This window comes from Arthrobacter sp. Bi26, assembly GCF_918697925.1.
Classification (GTDB): domain Bacteria; phylum Actinomycetota; class Actinomycetes; order Actinomycetales; family Micrococcaceae; genus Arthrobacter.
The window spans coordinates 1-20,281 of sequence record NZ_CAKKMF010000038.1 but is presented as its reverse complement, the minus strand read 5'-3'; the positions used below and the strand labels follow the sequence as shown (position 1 = coordinate 20,281).

Genomic DNA, 20,281 nt, shown 5'->3' with positions numbered 1-20,281 from the left:
CTTCCGGATCCCTTGCGGCCCGATGTCCGGAATCAGCCCTTGATTTCCGTCCAGGATTTGGTCCATTCCGAATAGTCGGTGCACTTGACGTCCTTGCGGCCATCGAGGCACTGGGCGACCGGGGTGGTCCAGTACCAGATCTTCTCGGCGTAGGCCGTATCACCGGAGTGGTACGTCTCGCAGTGCTTAGGGTCAGTGGTCAGCTCGCAGCTTTTCGCGTTGGCCGGGGATTCGCCAAAGTACTCGGCCACCTGGGCATTCGGCTTGGGGCTGGCGATGTAGTCAAGCCATTTGTAGGCGCAGTTCACGTTCTTGGTCTTGGACCCGATCATCCAGGTGTCCGACCAGCCGGTGGCACCCTCGTCAGGGACAAGGGTTGCGACCTTGGCGCCGTCGGCCGTGGCGATGTTGGCCCCCACCTGCCAGGTGGTGCCGACCACGGTACTCCCGGACGTGAAGGCCTGGACTTCCTTGAGGACGTCGCTCCAGTACTCGCCGATGTGCGCGCGCTGCTGCTTGAGCAGGTCGACGGCGGCGGCCAGCTGGTCCTTGTCGAGGGCATAAGGGTTCTTGATGCCCAGGTCCGGCTTGTGCGCCATGAGGTAGACGGCGGCGTCGGCGATGTAGATCGGCGAATCGTAGGCCGTGACCTTGCCGGTGTTCTGGGCAGCATCGTCAAACACCGCGCTCCAGGAGGTGGGCGCCGGGGTGACCTTGTCCGTGGTGTACATCAGCAGGTTGGCGCCCCAGCCGTGGGGCATCCCGTAGTTCACACCGTTGACGGTGTTCCAGGCCTTGTCCTTCAGGAACGGATAGATGTCCGGATAGTTCTTCAGCAGGCTCATGTTGACCGGCTGCACATCCTGGCCAGCGATCAGGCGCAGCGAGGCATCCCCGGAGGCCGAGACGACGTCGTACTGACCCGTGCGCATGAGCGTCACGGCCTCGTCCGAGGTGCCGAACGGCTTAAAACTGACCTTGCACCCGGTCTCTTGTTCGAACGGATGCACCCAGTCCACCGCCGGATCGTTGCTGCCGTCCTCGGCATACCCGGGCCACCCGAGGATGGACAGCTGGCCCTCACCGGTGCCGATCTCAGTCTTGGTAGCTTGCGCCGACGCTGAGGTACCCGATCCGCCGCTCGTTCCGCAGGCTGACAGCGCGAGGGTTGCCGCCGCGACCACCCCGACCACGAGGGAGGCCTTTGTTCCAGGAGCCATGATCCTTACCTTTCGATCTGTGGTGAATCGGTCTGCGGTGAATCGGTGTGGGAACCGCTGGCCGGAAGCCAAACGACGGCGTCGTCGTCCCAGCTGACCGTGACAGGCCCGTTTACCAGTTCCGCGTCGCTGCCGGGCAGCTTTTCCGGCACAAGGGCGACGACGGCGGGCCCGCCGTCGAGCTGCACCCGCACCTGGGTGGCGTGCCCGACGTAGACGAACGACGTCACCGTCCCGGGCCGGGAGGTGGTGCCGGAACGGTGCTCGGGTTTCCCGGTCCAGGCGACGCGCAGCCGCTCGGGACGGATGCAAAAGGGATCTGGCCGGCCATAGACCGCCTGGGCCTGGGCGGCGTCGAAAATGTTGGAGGTGCCGACGAAGGTGGCCACAAAGATGCCACCGGGCCGCTCGTAGATTTCGTGCGCGGTACCGATCTGTTCGATGCTGCCGTTGTTGAAGACGCCGATCCTGTCGCTCATGGTCAGGGCTTCCTCCTGGTCGTGGGTGACAAAGATGAAGGTGATGCCCAGCGAGCGCTGCAATTCCTTGAGTTCGACCTGCATCTGTTGCCGGAGCTTGAGGTCCAGGGCGCCGAGTGGCTCGTCCAGCAGGAGGACCTTCGGCTCGACCACGAGCGCCCGGGCCAGGGCAACCCGCTGCCGCTGGCCGCCGGAGAGCTGGGCGGGTTTGCGGCCGAGGAACTTCCCGAGCTGAACGCGGTCCAGGGCCTCCCTGGCCCGCTGCCGGCGCTGGCTTCCGGGCATGCCGCGCACCCGCAGCCCATAGGCGACGTTGTCCACGAGCGACATGTGCGGGAACAGGGCGTAGTCCTGAAAAACGGTGTTGACGTCCCGCTGGAACGGTGCCATCGCCGTGACGTCCTTGCCGTCGAGTTCAATGCTGCCGGAGGTGGGCAGCTCGAAGCCGGCGATCAAGCGCAGGACCGTGGTCTTGCCGGAGCCGGACGGGCCAAGCATGGAGAAGAACTCCCCGTGGCGGATGTCCAGGTCCACGCCATTTACCGCGACCGTATCCCCGAAGACCTTGGTGAGCTTACGCAGGCGAATCGCCGGAACCTCTTCGGTTCCGGTCGAGCTGCCGGCGGCCAGTGTTTCGGTCATGGGGTGCGCCTTACTCCGTTGCCGGATCGTCCACCAGAGAGCCACACAGCGCAATGTGAGCCAGTCCACACGGGCTGCTTGGCCAAATGCTATTACTTCATAGGTTTTATGCATAGACCCTCCGGCAAAGCCCGCATTAGGATGACATCAGCCCCGGCGACGCGCGGCGGCGCCGCCCGCGGAAGCTGCACGGACGCCCCGGACGGGGCGGGGGCGGATACCGCCGAAGGGAAGGGAGGCCCGGATGTTGTTGTCGCCGAATGGCGCCTCCCGGAGCCTGGCTGCGGTCTTCACTCCGATCAAATCACGCGGGCTCGTCGATGAAGTGTGCGGCCGGATCGAACAGGCGGTGGAAACCGGGCTGCTGACCAGCGGCCAGCGGCTGCCGAACGAAACCGAGCTTGCCGCGGCTCTCGGAGTGTCCGCAGTAACGGCGCGGGAGGCCCTTTCCCAACTGCGTGCCTCGGGAATCATCCGGACCGCACGCGGCCGCAGCGGCGGAAGCTTCATCGCCGACAACGTGCTGCCCTCCCGGGAACGGGCACTGGCGCAACTGCACGAGTTGAGCCGGCTGCAGATCAGGGACCTCGCGCTGCACTACCAGGCGATCGCCGCGGCCTGCGCGGGGGTGGCGGCCCGGCGCTCCGACGCCGCCGACATCGCCACGCTGCGCTCGTTCATCCCCTCAGCCGACGATGACTCCCTGAGCTGGCGTCTGGCCCTCTCGGAGTTCCTGCTGGAAGTCGCGGCCATTGCACGTTCCGCCCGGCTCGCCCGCGAGCTCATCCGGCTACAGGCCGATCTTGGCACCCTCACGCTGCTGCCCTGCACGGACGACGGGTACCGCGGATGCACCACGGTAATCCTCGAGGACGTGGCAGCCGCCATTGAGGCCCACGATCCAGGCGCCGCCGAAACGGGGGTCAAGGCCCTCATCTCGGCCACCACCGACTGGCTGCTGACCGAGCAGGCCAAACGCTATTGACCGACACCGCACCTTTGAGCCACGATCTTGACTGCCTACCTTTGACCGCCCGGAGACCTTATCTCGCCGGACGAGCCGTGCGTGCACTACCCTGTGGGGCGCACATTCATGCTCTGGAGCGACGCCGTCGGCCTGTAAGTCGACCGGCTGCGACGCGGTTTTGCTAGACTTGGAGGCCAAGGCCCCTTCTTCCGGGCCTCCGGACGACGGTTCAGTACCCGGCACGCGACAAGACTGGCCACAGGAGCCGTCATGTCGTGGTTAATTCTCATTCTTTCCGGAGCGCTGGAGGCCGTCTGGGCCGCCGCCCTGCACCGCACGTCGCAGGCCACCGGCCGGCGCCGGCTGGTCCCGGGCTTGGTCTTCCTCGTCTCCGTCATTGCGAGCACAGGCGGGCTCGCCGTCGCCATGCAGTCCATCCCCACCGGAACGGCCTACGCCGTGTGGGTGGGGGTCGGCGTCGTCCTGACCTCCGGCTACGCGATGATCGCCAAAGTTGAGCGCGCGACGGCGGCCCGCATCCTGCTGCTTGGCGGGATTGCCGCGAGTGTCGTCGGCCTGAAGCTGGTGGCGTGATGATGGCCGCCAACTACCCCCAGGAAAACCGTTCAACTCCGGCCCTCGCGTGGATCATCCTGCTCGCCTCCGCCGTGCTGGAGGCGGTCTGGGCCACGGCGCTGGGCCTGTCTGACGGGTTCACCCGCCCGCTGTCCACCCTCGTGTTCGCGGTGACGTTCACCCTGAGCATGGTTGGGCTCGGCATGGCAGTAACGCGCATCCCGCTCGGCACCGCCTACGCCGTCTGGGTGGGGATCGGCGCGGCACTGACGGTGGGCTGGGCGATGGCCACCGGCGTCGAACCGGCCAGCCCGCTCAAGCTGCTGTTCATCGCCGGGATCGTCGGCTGCGCCGCAGGCCTGAAGCTCCTGCCGGCCGAGAAACGGGCGGCGAAAGAGGCAGAGCAGTCACCGTCCCCCGCGCAATCTCCCCACGTATGAGCCAGTACGACGGCGCGTCCCCACGACGCGCCGTCGTACTGGCCACGCCACGGTCAAAGGTGGGGAGAATCGTCGGCCCGGCCAACCGACCGGTCAACAAGCGTGAGCCGGAATAGCCGCGCGCGCCCCGGGGTTCTTGGCAGGGACGGAACCACTCAGTGCGCGAATGGAGAAACAGATGACGGCAGCAACAGTCCAGCTCGGCGACGGCCTCACGGTCAGCCCCCTGGGGTTCGGCGGCATGGCCCTGACCCCTGTGTACGGCGAGGTGGACCCGGCCGAGGCCCTGCGTACCCTGCATCACGCGGTGGACGCAGGCGTCAGCTTCATCGACACAGCGGACATCTACGGCGGCGGCAGCAACGAGGAGCTGATCGCCCGGCTGCTCAAGGAACGCCGCGGCGAAGTCCAGCTGGCCACCAAGTTCGGCCTTGTGGGCACCCCCTCGGCGGGCTACACCGACATCCGCGGCGACGCCGCCTACGTGAAACAGGCGGTGGACCGCAGCCTGCAACGGCTGGGCACCGACTCGATCGACCTGTACTACATGCACCGCCGTGACCTCCGCGTTCCGATAGTGGAAACCGTGGAGGCCATGGCGGGGCTGGTGCAGGCCGGCAAGGTGCGGCATCTGGGCCTGTCAGAGGTGACGGCCGAGGAGCTGCGCGAGGCCAGCAGCGTCCACCCGATCGCCGCGGTCCAGAGCGAATGGTCCATCTGGAGCCGCGACGTGGAACGCAACGTGGTTCCCACCGCCGCCGAACTCGGGGTGGGTTTTGTGCCCTATTCGCCGCTGGGCCGGGGATTCCTCACCGGCACCGTGGACGCCTCGACGCTGGGCAGCAACGACTTCCGCCGCAATATCCCGCGTTTCGCCGCGGACGCTGCCGTCGCCAACCAGGGTGTGGTGGACGCCGTGCGGGCGGTCGCTGCGGAACTGAGCGTTGCCGGGCGGGCTGCAACTCCCGCCCAGGTGGCACTGGCCTGGCTGCTCGCGCAGGGCCGGAAACTGGGGCTCCCCGTGGTCCCCATCCCCGGCACGCGCAAGGCGGACCGGATCGACGAAAACCTGGGCGCCCTGGCACTCGTCTTCACCGCAGCGCAACTGAAGACGCTCGACGCCGCCGCGGACGCCGTCGTCGGCTCCCGCTCCGCGGATCCCAACTGGGTGTCCCAGGGCCGTGAATAGCCCCTCCGTAGACTGAAGCCCATGGACTCGCTTATTCACTCTTTACGCGACATCACCATCCGCCGGATTTCGGTCAGCGAGATGGACAACAACGTGTACCTGCTCACGGCCAAGGCGTCCGGCGCGCAGCTCCTGATCGATGCGGCCGATGATCTGGCCGCCATCCAGGCGCTGCTCACGGACGCCGCCGCGGATACTTCCGCGACGCCGAAGCTGGCGCTGATTGCCACCACCCACCAGCACTGGGACCACGTGCGGGCGCTGCCGTCCCTGGTGGAAGCCACGGGTGTGAAAACGGCGGCCGGGACAGAGGATGCCCCGGAGCTTCCGGTGCCGGTGGATGTACTGCTGGATCACGGGGACGTCGGCAACTTCGACGGCTTCGACGTGACGGCTGTGCATCTGCGCGGCCACACACCGGGTTCGATCGCCCTTGTGTACCAGGACCCCGCGGGCCCTGCGCACATCTTTTCCGGCGATTCGCTGTTCCCGGGAGGAGTAGGCAACACGCAGAAGGACCCGGCGCGGTTTGCCCAGCTGATCACCGATGTCAGCGAGCGGTTGTTCGACGTGTATCCGGATGACACCGTGGTGCACCCGGGCCACGGCAAGCCAACCACCCTGGGTGCGGAACGCCCGCATCTGGAAGAGTGGCGCGCCCGCGGCTGGTAAGTCTCAGCTTTGCGCCGCGCTTTCGGACGGCCGCCGCGCTTTCGGAAGGCCGCTATAGGCATCCCCGTAGCGGCCTTCCGTTTGCGTAGCGCCGGCTATTGTGGCCGGCGGAAACCCGGAACCTTAGCGGCTGCGGCGTTCGTTCGAGGCCGGAGCCGACGCGCGGCGCGGGCCGGCGCCGCGGGCCGGACGTCCCTCACCGGAGCGGCCGTTGCCGCCGCCGGCGTAGGATCCGCCGGAGGTGCCACCGGTGTTGGAGGACCAGACAGCCGCGCTGCCTCCGGATTTGCTCCCAGCCGACTTGGCGCCAGCAGCTGCACGCTGCCCGGTTGCCGGACGTCCGCCGCGCTGGCCGCCGGCCGAAGCGCCCGTGCGGGGAGCGCCTCCCGTGCGGGGTGCTCCGCTGCGGGGAGCCGAAGCGCCCCGGGCGTCGCTGCGTCCCTCGGCGGCGCGTCCGTCCGAACCGCGGCCGGCCGCGGCACGGCCGCCGGCAGCCGGGACATCGTTGTGGTGCCCGTAGGCGGTCACGCGGCCACGGCCGCGCGCATTCCGGCGCTCGGCGCGCTCGGCATCGGCACGGTCCTGGTTCTGCTCGGCGACACGGTCGGCGGCGTTGCGGGCAGCGGCCTTGCCTTCGTAGGCGACGGCGCGGCGCTCGGCGCGCGGCAGATCGGTCCGGGGAGCCTCGGCTCCGACGCGTCCACGTCCGCCACGGCCGCCCCGGCCACCCGCGGTGGGTGCTGCCTGGGTGGTGCGGCGGGCGCGCTTGCGCTCGGCGTTGGCACCGGTGGAGGTGCCGCCGCCGTGCTGCGCGGCCTTGGCGGCCAGCAGCGCGGCGCGGGTACGCGGATCGATCTTGTCGGCCATTTCGCCGACCAGTTCAGCAACCAGCGGGGAGTTGGCCGTGACGCGCTCGAAGTTGACCTCGACGCCGGCAGCCTTCATCAGCTTCTTGACGTCGGACTGCTGCTCGGGCAGGGTCAGCGTGACCACGGTGCCGTCGGAACCGGCGCGGGCAGTACGGCCTGAGCGGTGCAGGTACGCCTTGTGCTCCGTGGGCGGATCCACGTGGATGACCAGCTCGACGTCGTCGACGTGGACGCCGCGGGCCGCGACGTCGGTGGCCACCAGGACGCGGACGTCGCCGGAGGAGAACTCGGCCAGGTTGCGGTCACGGGCGTTCTGCGAGAGGTTGCCGTGGAGATCGACGGCGGGGATGCCGGCGTCGGTCAGGGTCTTGGCCAGCTTCCGGGCGTGGTGCTTGGTGCGCATGAAGAGCACGCGGCGGCCTGCACCGGAGGCGAGCTCGACGATCAGCTGCTTCTTGACGGTCTGGTCGTTGACCACCAGCACGTGGTGTTCCATGGTGGTCACCGCGGCCTGCGGGTCGTCCACGGAGTGGGTCAGCGGGTTGGACAGGTAGCGCTGGACGATCTTGTCCACACCGTTGTCCAAGGTGGCGGAGAACAGCAGGCGCTGGCCCTGGGTGGGGGTCATGTCCATGAGCTTCTTGACCACCGGGAGGAAGCCAAGGTCGGCCATGTGGTCGGCCTCGTCCAGCACGGTGATTTCGACTGCTTCGAGGGTCAGGATGCGCTGGCGGATCAGGTCCTCCAGGCGGCCCGGGCAGGCGATGACGATGTCGACGCCGGCGCGCAGGGCCTTTTCCTGGCGGGCCTGGGAGATGCCGCCGTAGATCACGGTGGTGGTCAGGCCCATGGCCTTGGCCATCGGCTCGATGGTCGCGTTGATCTGCGTGGCCAGCTCGCGGGTCGGGGCCAGGACCAGGCCCATCGGGCGGCCGGGCTTGCGGAAGTGCTTGGCTTCCCGCTCGGCGAGGCGTGCCACAAGCGGGATGGCGAATGCGATGGTCTTGCCGGAGCCGGTGCGGCCGCGGCCCAGGACGTCGCGTCCGGACAGGGTGTCAGGGAGGGTCTTGACCTGGATCGGGAAGGGCTCCACGATCCCCTGGGCGGTCAGGGTGTCGGCAAGTGCTTTGGGCGTGCCGAGGGCAGCAAATGTAGTCATGTGTTTCAAAGTCTTTCAGGCGGTATCCGTGCGGATATCGGCCCCCGATGCCGGTTGGCTCAAGGGTTCGCCGAAGAAAAGTCAGGTGATCAACCGGGCTGTTGCCAAACTTCAGCAAGCGGCCGCCGGGACCAAATGGAACGCGTTCATCGACGCAGGATGTGCCTCTCACATGAAAAAATCCCACTGCCTGCGTGTGGATTCCCGAAGGAAACCGGCAGGGATCCCGTTGACGGACCGAAGTCGGTCAACCGAATCAAAGTGGGCATCACTGCACATCAAGTTTTAGTAGTCTACCATCTGGCGGGGCAGGGTCCCGTATCCGGGGCCATCGGCTCGGCTCCTAGCCGGCCAGGCTGGGGGCTTGGAACAGCGGCATGTGGGACGTCTCGGTGGGCGTGCGGGCGGAAGTGTGGGCGGGTGCCCGTGACGGCGCCTCGGCCGAGCCGGGTCCGGCGGGCCGCAGGATCACGAGCGCCTCGGCGTCGATGAGCCGGCGGGATCCCGTCCGGGCATCCAGGATCCAAAACAGGTCCACGCCCGTGACGGTCTGGGTTACCGCGCCCCGGTGGAAGAGCTTCCCGTTGTGCCAAGCCTCGATCTGGTCCCCTACGTTCAATTCAGCGGAGCTGCGGATTTTCCGTGCTTCATCAACGTCCATGATCATTGCCTCCCCAGTGTTCAATGTCTTGTGCCCAGCATTCACGACACAGGTTTCGGATTCGTTTCCGGGGGGTGATTTCTACGTGTCCCTCCGCCTTCATGTCGTTCTAAGGCAAGCCCAGAGCGTGTATTGACCACCATTGCGTCCCGGAGGAGCATGGTGGGCGGGCAAGGCGACGAGAGGAGACGGGGCACGATGCCGGGAATTCTCGCCGCTGGCTTCTTTCGAGTCATCCAAGTGGCGCTGCTGCCCCTAGGGGCGGCCGGCTATGCCGCATCAGTCCCCCGACTGCTTAACTACAGCCGGCGTGCGGGCGTTTCGGCCACACTGTTCGCCTCCCTCTACACGCGCTACATGCAGCACCGGCTGGGGACGAGGGCGGATGAGCCTGCGGCCCGGCTCATGGCGGTCATGCCGAATGTGTCCCAGGAAGGGTTCCGGCTGGAGACGGCCCCCACGCTCGTGGGACACCTGCTGACGGGATTCGTTCCCAGGATCTACCGATATCCGTACCAAGGGCGGGCACCGATGCGCCATCAGTCGACAGCACGGACCAGCTACTACGATGCTGCCCTCCAGCGGCATCTGGCCGAAGTTGACCAACTGGTGGTCCTCGGTGCGGGATTCGACACCCGGGCGTTCAGGCTGTCATCAAAGGACCGTGTGCGCTGCTTTGAAATCGACCTGCCAAGGACGCAGGCCTACAAACTCGCGATGCTCGAGAAAGCGGGCCTGTCGGCACGCCTGGCCACCTACGTGTCCGCCGATTTCGAGACCGAGGACTGGATGGACAAGCTCGTGGCGTCGGGTTTCGACCCCGGCAGGCCAGCACTGTTCCTGTGGGAAGCGGTGACCATGTATTTGGACCGCGACTCGGTCGAGGCAACACTGCGCAGGATCGCCGGCACCGGCCCGGGCAGCGTCGTGGCCTTTGACTACTTCTCCAGGGAAACCATCGCCTCGCGTTCGCCCTACATGCGGTACGCCCGGGCTGCGGCGAGATTCGTCGGCGAGCCGCTGACCTTTGGCATCGACAACACTCCCCCGGCGAGGAAAAGCGCCGCGGACTTTGTTGGGTCCTTCGGGCTGGTCCTGGAGGAGCACCGGAATTTCGGCCGGGAGACCCGACGGCGGTCCGCGCCGGCCGGGTTCGTCACCGCCGTCGTGGCGCCCGCCGTGGCGCCCGGTGCCGGCCACGGCCCGCAGGAAGACCGCCAGCCAAACCCGTCGGACTAACGAGATGAGGGGAAACCATGACAAAACGCAGCCAGAGCCAGAGCCACAGGCAAGGAAACAGCCACACCCCCAGCCACGAGCACGACGCCGCCGAGCATGCGGCGCCCGGCACCGCGGCCAGGATATGGGATGAAAAGTACAGCAGCCGCCCCAAGATGTGGAGCGGGGATCCGAACCCGCAACTCGTCGCGGAGGTGGCGGACCTGCCTCCCGGCGACGCCCTGGATCTGGGGTGCGGCGAAGGTGCGGACGCCATTTGGCTCGCTGCCCGCGGCTGGACCGTGACGGGCCTGGACGTTTCCGCCGTCGCCCTGGAGCGTGCGGCCGTCCACGCCCGGGAACACGGCCAGGATGCTTCCATCGAGTGGGTGCAGCAGGATCTTGCCACGTGGGTCCCGGACCGGCTGTTCGACCTCGTCACGGCACAGTTCCTGCATTCCACCCAGATGCCGTGGCAACAGGCACTGCAGCTCGCCGCGGCCGCGGTGCGGACCGGCGGGACGCTGCTGATCGTCGGCCATCACCCCGACGGGCTGCCTCCGTGGGGCGCGCACCATACGCCGGAGAAGTTCTTCACCGCCGAGGACCTTGCCCGGGAGCTCCGGATCGAGGAGCCGCTGTGGCGCGTCGCGGCCCTGGACAGCCGGCAACGCAGCGCCATCGGGCCCGAGGGCGAGGCAGTGTCCCTCACGGATGCCGTGCTGCGGGCCACCCGCCTGGCGGCCCAGTAGGCTGCCGGGCAATCGGTCGAGGGAGCATCCCCCGGGATCGCGGACGCCGTCGCTGAACCCACCCTCGAAATCGATACACTGCCGGGCCATCCACTTCGGGTTCTGTTCCGAATCCCCAATGTGGCTGGAACTGACCGCGCCCGTTGGCCCTGTGGACGTACAGCAACACCGCATGACCTAGCAATCAGGGGAAGGGAACATCATGGGAATCGACGGCAAGGCCAAACTCACGGTCATCCACCACATCGGTGCAGCCAAAGAAGGTACCGGCACGATGACTGGCAATGAGGACCTCAAGCGCGATGGCCAGCATGAGCAGGCCCGGCCCAAGCGGGCGCAACTGAACTGCCCTGCTGAGCCGCGCTACTTAACCGCGCTACTGAGCCGCGCTACTGAAACCCGCAGCTGAGCCGCGTTACTGAAACCCGCAGCTGACCCCCGCAACGGGATGGCCCCGCCCAAGGCGGGGCCGTCCCGTTTCCGCCGTCGTCGCAGTTGTCGCCGCGCAAAAATGTGACAAAGGACAGCGGACGACAACTGAAGCTAAGATGATCGACAGTTGTCGAACCTGCCCACGGCGGCTGATTTGCGGAAACGCGAAACCGGAGCCGGCAGGCGGCGGCCCGTGCCGGCGCCGCATATTCCCCTAGAGCCCGCGAAGGATGTGGACTCCGGACCTGCTCCGGCGCCTTCCGGGAGGTCCGTTCCGCCGGGAGCGCCACGGCAGATCACCGGCCGGCCGGGCCACCTGCGCGGGCCGTCGCGACAACACGGACCGCGAAATACCGGCCCTAACCTTGATTTACCCGCCAAAACTGTTACCTCCGTCACACACTGACGGATCTGTGCGGCCCGCACTGCGGAACCCCCGCCCGGGGCGACCGCCTGTGACAAGGAAGAAGCCTCATGTCTGAACGCACCACCTCGGCCGCTCCGGCCATTTCAGAATCTGACACTGCCGCCTCCGCCAACGGTGACTCCGGCGCCGGGAGCCGCGAGCCGCACCTCGCCCGCGCCCTCGGCAACCGCCACATCCAGTTGCTCGCCATCGGCGGCGCAATTGGCACCGGCCTGTTCATGGGTTCCGGAAAGACCATCTCGCTCGCCGGGCCGTCCGTCATCTTCGTCTACATGATCATCGGCTTCATGCTGTTTTTCGTGATGCGCGCGATGGGCGAGATCCTGCTCTCCAACCTGAACTACAAATCCTTCAGTGACTTCGCCGGCGACCTGCTCGGCCCCTGGGCCAGCTTCTTCACCGGCTGGTCCTACTGGTTCTTCTGGGTAGTCACCGGGGTGGCGGACATCGTCGCCATTGCCGGATACGTGGACAAGCTCGCGCCCGGCACGCCCCTGTGGATCCCGGCGCTGCTCACGCCCGTGGTATTAATCCTCCTGAACCTCCCCACCGTGAAGGCGTTCGGTGAGGCGGAGTTCTGGTTTGCCATCATCAAAGTGGTCGCCATCGTGGCCCTGATCATCACCGGCGCGGTCATGATCGCCACCCATTTCACGTCCCCGAACGGGGCCGAAGCCAACCTCGCCAACATGTGGAACGACGGCGGCATGTTCCCGCACGGCATGTTCGGCTTCGTCCTCGGCTTCCAGATCGCCATCTTCGCCTTCGCCGGGATCGAACTGGTGGGCACAGCCGCCGCCGAAACCAAGGACCCGGAGAAGAACCTGCCGCGGGCCATCAACTCCATCCCGGTCCGCGTCCTCCTCTTCTACGTGGGCGCCCTGGTGGTCATCATGGCTGTTAATCCGTGGCGCACCATCGACCCCGCAAGCAGCCCGTTCATCGGCATGTTCACCCTGGCCGGACTGGGGATCGCCGCAGTGGTCATCAACCTTGTGGTCCTGACCTCCGCCGCCTCCAGCGCCAACTCCGGCATCTACTCAACGTCCCGGATGGTCTACGGCCTGGCCCAGGACGGGAACGCGCCCAAGGCATTCGGAAAGCTCAGCATCCGCAAGGTACCGCAGAACGCGCTGCTGTTCTCCTGCATCTTCCTGCTGGCCGGTCTGGTCCTGCTCTATGCCGGCGACTCCGTAATCGGCGCGTTCACGATCGTCACTTCCGTGGCCTCCGTGCTGACCATGTTTGTGTGGTCCATGATCCTGATCAGCTACATCGCCTTCCGCCGCCGGCGGCCGGAACTGCACGAGGCTTCGGCCTTCAAGATGCCCGGCTCCGCCTTCATGCCGTACGTGGTGCTCGCGTTCTTCGTCTTCATGCTGGTGGCGCTGGCGCAGGCCGATGACACCCGCCTGGCACTCTTCGTGACACCCGTGTGGTTCCTGCTGCTGGGTGCGGCCTGGCACTTCAACCGGAAAACCCCGTTGCAGCAGGCCCGGATTGTGGAATGGAAGGCCGTCCGCTCACAGGAGGAAGCCCGCGCGGCTGCCTGACCCTTACTTCTGATACACAAGGAGCCCCGGCCGGATCATCCGGCCGGGGCTCCTTTGCCGTGCCGTGCCGTTACGGTGCCGTGCCGTTATGGTGCCGTGCCCGTTACATGGTTGTCCTGACGGCGGCCACGCGCGGGGCGACGGCCACGGCGGCGACGCCGATCACCGCAGTGAGCGCGAAGACTCCGGCAAACGAGGCCGACGGAGTCGCCGTCGCGAATGCGGCGAACACGATCCCAGTGCCGGCGAGGGCCAGGGCGCCGCCGAGGGAATCCGAAATGGACATGGCCGAACTGTTGAAGCCCTCGGTGTCCTTGGTGGAGAGGGCCAGGGTCATGACGCTAAGGCGCGGATACATCAGGCCCATCCCGCCCCCGGCGAAGATCCAGCCCCCGATCGCGACGGAGGCCGGCCAGGCCAGCACCGTTGTCACGAGGGCCAGGACGACGGCGCCAAGGACGAGGGCCGAGCCGATCCGCACCGCCCTCCGGTGCTCCAGGCGGGTCCCCAGCCTGCCCTGGATGGCCGAGGCCGCCGCCCAGGCGATGGCGCCGCCGGTGAGCGTGAGGCCTGCAAACGTCGGGGCGAAGGCGTAGCGTTCCATGAGCAGGTACGGCAGGTACACCTCGGCGCCGAAGAAGGCGGCGGACGCGAGCCCGCGGGTGAGGATCACGCTCGGGAGGCCGCGCCGGGCGGTCAGCGTTCCGCGCGGCATGAGGGGACGGACGGCCAGGAGTGCGACGGCGACGGCGGCCGCCGCCAGCACCGCGCCGGCCCCCGGTACCGCGGCGGACAGGTTCAGGCCCAGCACGGCGAGCGCTGCCAGCGCCGCCAGCCCCAGCTTTGCAAGGCCGCCCGGCGGGCCGCCGGCTGCGGTCTCCACGCTTCCCGGGGAATCTTCGGCGGCGGCGCCGGAGCTTCCGTTCAGACCGCGAAGGGCCGGGGCCGTCAGGAGCAGGGCAGGGACCACGAGTCCGACCACGCCGAGAAAGACCCACGGCCAGCCCGCCAGTTGCGCCACGGCGCCGGCCGCGAACGGACCCACGAGGGACGGGATGACCCAGGCCGCGGAGAAGGCGGCGAAGATTTTCGGATGCAGGACCGGCGGGTAGACCCGGGCAATGACAACGTACAGGGCCACGGTGAGCCCGCCCCCGCCGAGTCCCTGCACGAGCCGCCCGGACACAAGGACCGGCATGGTTCCGGCGGTACCGGCGATGAGCAGGCCGAGCACGAACATGCCCACCGCGGCCAGGAGCGGCGCCACCGGCCCCTTGCGGTCCGACCAGCTTCCTGCGGCCACCATGCCGATCACCCCGGTGGCCAGCGGTCCGGCGAAGGCCAATGCGTAGAGGCTCGCGCCGTCCAGTTCCCGGCTGACGAGCGGCATGATGGTGGTCACCGCCAGGGATTCGAAGGCCGCCAGGAACACCAGCGCGCAGGCGCCGAGTGTCACCATCAGGTAGCTGCGGTGGAAAATTCCGGCCGATTCCGGGACGGGTTTCGGACTGGATTTCTGAAATGGTGGGTCGGTTCGGGACACGGGCGGGACCTGATCGGTAGACATGGACGCAGCCCTAAAACCTCAACTCGGCTTGAGGTCAAGGCCAGTCCGGGCGGGAACGGGGCTGGCGGCGCGGCTCCTGACGCAGCAAGTGAAGCAGGTGCAGGGCGCCTACGGGAAGCATGCCACAACTTGGAACCGCGGCACGCCGTGCCCCGGTTCTCAGCTGTCAGTCAGCCCCGGTGGGTACGCCGCGGTCAGCCTGCCGCGTCGGACCCCTGGGCCGGAACCACGACGGCGCCACTTGCCCTTGAGTCCGGGTTCAGCATCCAGCCCACGCGCTTGACGGTGCTCAGCATGACGACGCTTTCCACGAGCACGATCCCGGGCACTTTCTGCTGCAGCGCCACCTCGATGTTCATGACGTCCGCCAGGGACTGCAGCCACATGATGATCACGAAGTTCGTGGGCCCCGTGGTGGAGGCGCTGAGCCGTACGTTCCGCATGGTCCTCAGCTCGGCTGCGGCTGCCTCGTGCCGCCCCGCGGGGACATTGACGAACCATTGGCAGGTCACGGGGAAGGCCGAGAACTTCTGGGCCACCTCGCACCGGAAGGACAGGATGCCGCTGGCGAGCACGCGGTTGAGCTGGCGCTGGACGGTGGCGGGGTGCCTGCCCAGCCCGCGGGCAATGTCCGCCGCCGTGGCCCGTCCGTCCCTGGCCAGGAACGGCAGGAGCGCCAGGTGGCTGTCCGGCAGCGCTTCCCGGGCGGCAGCCCGGGCAACCCCGGTGGCCTCGTGGCCGGCCAATGCCCGCACGGCAGCCTGCTGTGCGCGGCTCAACACATTGAGCCGCCAGGAGCCGCCGCTCGCGTGCAACCTGGTGCACAGGGCGGTCTGATATTTGAGGAGGCCGTCGATCTCCTTCAGCCGCGAGATGACCTTCAGGCTGAAATCGTCCAGGGAGGGCGTAATGACGGTCAGCATGAGATCCCGGTTGCTGGCCGCCTCCTCCACCGTGACGATTTCCGGCATCTCGGCGAGCCTGGCGGTGACTTCCTCGCGCCGGTGCATTTCACAGTCCACGGCGACGAATGCCAGGCACATCTGCTGAGGGTCGCCGATCAGGTGGGCCGTGACCCAGGAAACGCCAGATGCCAGCAGCCGCTCCCAGCGGGCGGCGAGCGTGGTGGCGTGAACGCCCAGCACCTGGGCTGCATCCGCCCAGCTCAGGCGCGGGGCAATCTGCAGGACGTTGATCAGGGCGAGGTCGTCCTCGCTGAGTTCCATCATTCTTCCCTTTATTCGTGCACGAAACCTGCGGTGGCGGCACTTTTTTGCATTTTTTCTGGCCTTGAACCGCATGTGAACCATGTCACTTGAGAATAGACGCAGGACGTCCTCACCGGACGCGAACCAAGCCAAATCACAATCTAAATCCCAAGCCAGTGCCACAACCCAGCGACTTCGACAAACAAGATTTCGACAAACAAGGAGAACACGTGCCGATCACCGCAGATGCCCGGGAAATGCAGGCGGACCTTGCCCGGCTCCGCCATGAACTGCACCGGGAACCCGAGATCGGCCTGACGCTGCCCCGCACCCAGGAAAAGGTGCTCAAAGCCCTGGACGGGCTTCCCTTTGAGATCACCCTGGGCCAGGACACGACGTCGGTCACCGCGGTACTTCGCGGCCAGGCGTCCGGAACCGGCGCCGGCTCCCGCCCGGCCGTGCTGCTGCGGGCGGACATGGACGGCCTGCCCGTCCAGGAGAAAACAGGCGTGGACTACACGTCCCGGATCGACGGCGCCATGCACGCCTGCGGCCACGACCTGCATACTTCCATGCTGGCAGGGGCCGCCACGCTCCTGGCCGAACGCCGGCACCGGCTGGCCGGCGACGTCGTCCTGATGTTCCAGCCCGGCGAGGAGGGCTTCGACGGTGCCAGCCACATGATCCGCGAAGGCGTGCTGGATGCCGCCGGCCGGCGTGTGGACGCCGCCTACGGCATGCACGTGTTTTCCGCCCTGGAACCGCACGGGACGTTCTGCACCAAGCCCGGCGTCATGCTCAGCTCTTCCGACGGCCTGATGGTCACCGTGCTCGGCGCCGGCGGCCACGGGTCTGCCCCGCACTCTGCCAAGGACCCCGTGACGGCGGCTGCCGAAATGGTCACCGCCCTCCAGGTCATGGTCACCCGCCAGTTCAACATGTTCGATCCCGTAGTCCTCTCCGTGGGGGTCCTCCAGGCCGGCACCAAGCGCAACATCATCCCGGAAACCGCGCGCATCGAGGCCACCATCAGGACCTTCTCCGAGGAATCCCGGCAGAAAATGATGGACGCCGTGCCGCGCCTGCTGAAGGGAATCGCGGCGGCGCACGGCCTCGACGTCGACGTCGACTACCAGCAGGAATACCCGCTCACCATCACGGACGAGGACGAAACGCACACCGCGGAAAACGTCATCGAGGGCCTGTTCGGCGATTCCCGGCTCGCCCGCTGGGCCACTCCACTGAGCGGCTCCGAAGACTTCTCCAGGGTTCTCGCCGAGGTCCCCGGCACGTTCATCGGGCTGAGCGCCGTCCCCCGGGACGCCGACCACGCCGCATCCGCGTTCAACCACTCCCCGTACGCCACGTTCGACGACGGCGTGCTGGCCGACGGCGCCGCGCTCTATGCGGAACTCGCCATTTCGAGGCTGGCCGCACTTGCGGCGGCCGATGCTCCCGCCGCGGCCAACACCGCCGCTTCCTCCACCCTTTCCTAGCCCACCCCCTGAGGGAGAAGACCATGACTACAACCGCGAGCACGCCGCTGGCGACCCGGACGTCCACCCGTAAGACGATCATCGGCACCGGCATCGGCAACGCTGTCGAATGGTACGACTGGGCCATCTACGCCACGTTCACGCCGTTCATCGCCAGCCAGCTTTTCAGCAAGTCGGATCCTGCGTCCGCGGTGCTGTCCACGCTGGCAATTTTCGCCGTCGGCTTCGTTGCCCGCCCTTTCGGCGGCTTCCTGTTCGGGTGGATCGGTGACCGGATCGGCCGCAAGGCATCCATGACCCTGGCCGTGGGGCTCGCGTCGGTGGGCAGCCTGATGATCGGCATCGCGCCGACGTTCGCGGCCGTCGGCGTATGGGCATCGCTCACGCTCCTGGTGGCACGCCTGATCCAGGGCCTGGCGCATGGCGGCGAGCTGCCGTCGTCGCAGACGTACCTGTCCGAAATGGCGCCGAAGGAACACCGCGGCTTCTGGGCCACCCTGATCTACACGTCCGGCACTGTGGGAATCCTGTTCGGAACCCTGCTGGGTGCCGTGCTGAACATGACCCTGAGCACCGAGGTCATGAACGCGTGGGGCTGGCGCATCCCGTTCCTGATCGGCGCGGCCATGGGTCTCTACGCGCTGATCATGCGGTCACGGCTGCATGAAACGGACGTCTTTGAGGGCGAAGCCACTGCGGAAAAGCGCGCCCCGATCTGGCCGCAGATCGTCCGCCACCGCAAGCAGGCCCTCCAGGTGATCGGCCTGACCGTCGGCCTGACCGTCATCTACTACATCTGGGGCGTCGTGGCCCCCAGCTACGCCACCACCGCCCTGAAGATTGACCGCGGCGAGGCCCTGTGGGCCGGGGTGATCGGCAACATCGTATTCATCGCGGCGCTGCCGTTCTGGGGCAGGCTGTCCGACCGGATCGGACGCAAGAAAGTGCTGTGGGCCGGTGCAATCGGCGCAGGCGTCATGCACTTTCCGATGACCGCCCTGCTGAAGGATTCCGCCTGGCAGCTGGCCGTCAGCATGTCCGTCATGCTGATCTTCATCGCCGCCAGCGCGGCGATCGTCCCGGCCGTGTACGCCGAACTGTTCCCCACGAGCATCCGCACGGTGGGCGTCGGCGTCCCCTACTCCATCTGCGTAGCGGTGTTCGGCGGAACCGCGCCCTATCTCCAGCAGTGGCTCGGCACCACCGTGCAGATGCCCCAGCTGTTCAACGTGTACGCCGTGATTCTCCTCGCCATCTCCGCGATGTTCGTCTTCACCATCCCGGAAACGAAGGGCAAGGACCTCACCCTCTGATCCTGTCCCGCCAGGTTGAGCTATCGGTTGTTGCTGTTCTGGAAGGCTCAGGACAGCAACAACTGATAGCTCAACGTGTTTTTGGGGTCAGTTGGGGGGGCAGCAGGGCGGTCAACCGCCGACAAAACGGTCGCGCCCGGCCCTGTACCCGAACACGGCGGCGAGCGAGCCCACCAGTAAGAACAGCACGCCCGCTACGGCGAAGGACCCGGTGGACTGGTGGAGTTGGCCCACCAGGAGGGTGCCGCTGGAGCCAAGCCCGTAGCCCACGCCCTGCATCATCCCGGAGAGCTGGGACGCGGTGTGCCCGTCGCGGGTGCGGACCATGATCAGGGTCAGCGCCGCGGCGGTCAGGCTCCCCTGGCCCAGGCCGAGCAGCCCGGTCCACAGCCAGATCAAGTCCAGGGGGCCGAAGATGCTCAAAGCGAACCCTCCCCCGGTCATGAGCGCCACGGCCGTGTTGATGCCGCGCTGGTCCCGGAACCGCGTGGCCAGCGCAGGCGCGAACAGCGAGCCCAGCATCTGCAGCACAATCGAGGCCGAGACGATCAGGCCGGCCGTGCCGCCGTCCACGCCGCGTTCGCGCAGGATCGGGGCCAGCCAGGCAAAGACACTGAAGGACATCATGGCCTGCAGGACCATGAACGCAGTCACGTTCCAGGCCACGGCGGAGCGCCAGACGCTGACGCCTCCGGCTGGCCGCGGCGGCCCGCCGGGACCTGCCCGGAGCGCCGGCGGCAGGAACAAGAGAAGGACGACGCCGGCCGGCAGCGCCCAGAACCAGAGCGCGGCCGTCCACTGCCCTGTTGCGCGGAAAACCGGGAACGTGAAACCCGCACCAAGGGCGGCCGAGGCGCAGATGGCCGTGGTGTACAGGCCGCCCATGAGGCCCAGGCGGTGCGGGAAGTCACGCTTGACGACCCCGGGAAGCAGCACGTTGCACAGCGAAATCGCGGCGCCGCACGCGGCGGTTCCGGCGAGCAGGGCCGGCAGATGGCCGGCCGCGGGCAGCTCCACGGGCCGCAGCAGCAGCCCGGCCGTGAGCACAGCCATGGCACCCAGCAGCACACGCTCGGCGCCGAACCGGCGCGCCAGCCACGGGGCCAGCGGGGCGAACACACCCAGCAGCGTCACCGGCACAGTGGTCAGCAGCACGACCGCCCAGGCCGGAAGCCCGGCGTCGGCCGTCACCTCGGGCAGTACCGCCGCGAAGCTCGAAAACACGGTGCGGAGATTCAGCCCGATCAGGACAAGGCAGAGGCCCATGTACGCGAGCATGCGGCGGCCGGGGGCGCGGGGCGCTCCGGGTGTTTCATCCCGGACAGCAACGCTGGCCGAAAGGTCCTGCTCGTCAGTTTTCCCAGCTGAGGTCACCCGCCCAATTCTTGCAGGCCCCGTCCCGCCGCCCCTTCGCCGGGAGGTCGCGGGGTCCCCCCGGGGG

At 67.5% G+C, this 20,281-nt stretch carries 18 protein-coding genes and 1 riboswitch; of the genes, 11 read left to right on the top strand and 7 right to left on the bottom strand.

Annotated elements, in window-relative coordinates; all coding sequences use genetic code 11:
* Positions 1-32 precede the first annotated feature (32 nt).
* Positions 33-1,220, bottom strand: a complete 1,188-nt coding sequence (locus tag LQV16_RS11830; protein WP_229994082.1) for an ABC transporter substrate-binding protein — start codon at positions 1,218-1,220, stop codon at positions 33-35.
* Positions 1,221-1,225: 5 nt separating this feature from the next.
* On the bottom strand, positions 1,226-2,341 hold the full coding sequence (locus tag LQV16_RS11825) for an ABC transporter ATP-binding protein (RefSeq protein WP_229994081.1): 1,116 nt from the start codon (positions 2,339-2,341) through the stop codon (positions 1,226-1,228).
* A gap of 244 nt (positions 2,342-2,585) precedes the next feature.
* Between LQV16_RS11825 and LQV16_RS11820 the strand changes: the two genes are divergently transcribed.
* The 5 genes from LQV16_RS11820 (at position 2,586) to LQV16_RS11800 (ending at position 6,185) form a co-directional block, all read left to right on the top strand.
* Positions 2,586-3,326, top strand: a complete 741-nt coding sequence (locus tag LQV16_RS11820; protein ID WP_229994080.1) for a GntR family transcriptional regulator — start codon at positions 2,586-2,588, stop codon at positions 3,324-3,326.
* 175 nt (positions 3,327-3,501) lie between these two features.
* Positions 3,502-3,569, top strand: a riboswitch (guanidine-III (ykkC-III) riboswitch).
* 9 nt (positions 3,570-3,578) lie between these two features.
* Positions 3,579-3,902: an SMR family transporter gene (locus LQV16_RS11815; protein WP_229994079.1), complete on the top strand. Its 324-nt coding sequence runs from the start codon at positions 3,579-3,581 to the stop codon at positions 3,900-3,902.
* Positions 3,902-4,324, top strand: coding sequence for a multidrug efflux SMR transporter (locus LQV16_RS11810; protein ID WP_229994107.1), 423 nt, complete (start codon positions 3,902-3,904; stop codon positions 4,322-4,324). The genes LQV16_RS11815 and LQV16_RS11810 overlap by 1 nt, the downstream gene beginning before the upstream one ends.
* Before the next feature lie 178 nt (positions 4,325-4,502).
* Positions 4,503-5,513: an aldo/keto reductase gene (locus tag LQV16_RS11805; protein ID WP_229994078.1), complete on the top strand. Its 1,011-nt coding sequence runs from the start codon at positions 4,503-4,505 to the stop codon at positions 5,511-5,513.
* A 21-nt stretch (positions 5,514-5,534) separates the two neighbouring features.
* Positions 5,535-6,185 (top strand): MBL fold metallo-hydrolase, encoded by a 651-nt coding sequence (locus LQV16_RS11800; protein ID WP_229994077.1) that lies wholly within the window; start codon positions 5,535-5,537, stop codon positions 6,183-6,185.
* A 123-nt stretch (positions 6,186-6,308) separates the two neighbouring features.
* On the opposite strand, the gene LQV16_RS11795 is transcribed toward LQV16_RS11800, so the two are convergent.
* A complete protein-coding gene (locus LQV16_RS11795) occupies positions 6,309-8,213 on the bottom strand; it encodes a DEAD/DEAH box helicase (RefSeq protein ID WP_229994076.1) in 1,905 nt (634 codons plus the stop codon).
* A gap of 343 nt (positions 8,214-8,556) precedes the next feature.
* Positions 8,557-8,874: a hypothetical protein gene (locus tag LQV16_RS11790; RefSeq protein ID WP_229994075.1), complete on the bottom strand. Its 318-nt coding sequence runs from the start codon at positions 8,872-8,874 to the stop codon at positions 8,557-8,559.
* 198 nt (positions 8,875-9,072) lie between these two features.
* Between LQV16_RS11790 and LQV16_RS11785 the strand changes: the two genes are divergently transcribed.
* The 4 genes from LQV16_RS11785 to cycA all read left to right on the top strand — a co-directional run bounded on the left by LQV16_RS11785 (position 9,073) and on the right by cycA (position 13,256).
* Positions 9,073-10,113: an SAM-dependent methyltransferase gene (locus tag LQV16_RS11785; protein ID WP_229994074.1), complete on the top strand. Its 1,041-nt coding sequence runs from the start codon at positions 9,073-9,075 to the stop codon at positions 10,111-10,113.
* Positions 10,114-10,130: 17 nt separating this feature from the next.
* Complete coding sequence (locus LQV16_RS11780) at positions 10,131-10,844, top strand: class I SAM-dependent methyltransferase (protein ID WP_229994073.1); 714 nt, start codon at positions 10,131-10,133, stop codon at positions 10,842-10,844.
* 202 nt (positions 10,845-11,046) lie between these two features.
* Entirely contained in the window at positions 11,047-11,253 is a 207-nt protein-coding gene (locus LQV16_RS11775; protein WP_229994072.1) for a CsbD family protein, read from the top strand.
* A 497-nt stretch (positions 11,254-11,750) separates the two neighbouring features.
* Positions 11,751-13,256: a D-serine/D-alanine/glycine transporter gene (gene cycA, locus LQV16_RS11770; RefSeq protein WP_229994071.1), complete on the top strand. Its 1,506-nt coding sequence runs from the start codon at positions 11,751-11,753 to the stop codon at positions 13,254-13,256.
* Between the two features lie 103 nt (positions 13,257-13,359).
* Here cycA and LQV16_RS11765 read toward each other — a convergent pair whose 3' ends face one another.
* Together LQV16_RS11765 and LQV16_RS11760 are read right to left on the bottom strand one after the other, a co-directional pair.
* On the bottom strand, positions 13,360-14,715 hold the full coding sequence (locus LQV16_RS11765; RefSeq protein WP_229994106.1) for an MFS transporter: 1,356 nt from the start codon (positions 14,713-14,715) through the stop codon (positions 13,360-13,362).
* 302 nt (positions 14,716-15,017) lie between these two features.
* Positions 15,018-16,049: an Lrp/AsnC family transcriptional regulator gene (locus LQV16_RS11760; RefSeq protein ID WP_229994105.1), complete on the bottom strand. Its 1,032-nt coding sequence runs from the start codon at positions 16,047-16,049 to the stop codon at positions 15,018-15,020.
* A 212-nt stretch (positions 16,050-16,261) separates the two neighbouring features.
* On the opposite strand from LQV16_RS11760, the gene LQV16_RS11755 reads away from it, so the two are divergent.
* Positions 16,262-17,527: a M20 family metallopeptidase gene (locus LQV16_RS11755; protein WP_229994070.1), complete on the top strand. Its 1,266-nt coding sequence runs from the start codon at positions 16,262-16,264 to the stop codon at positions 17,525-17,527.
* 23 nt (positions 17,528-17,550) lie between these two features.
* Positions 17,551-18,840: an MFS transporter gene (locus LQV16_RS11750; protein ID WP_229994069.1), complete on the top strand. Its 1,290-nt coding sequence runs from the start codon at positions 17,551-17,553 to the stop codon at positions 18,838-18,840.
* A 111-nt stretch (positions 18,841-18,951) separates the two neighbouring features.
* On the opposite strand, the gene LQV16_RS11745 is transcribed toward LQV16_RS11750, so the two are convergent.
* Positions 18,952-20,214: an MFS transporter gene (locus LQV16_RS11745; RefSeq protein ID WP_229994068.1), complete on the bottom strand. Its 1,263-nt coding sequence runs from the start codon at positions 20,212-20,214 to the stop codon at positions 18,952-18,954.
* Between the last annotated feature and the right edge of the window lie 67 nt (positions 20,215-20,281).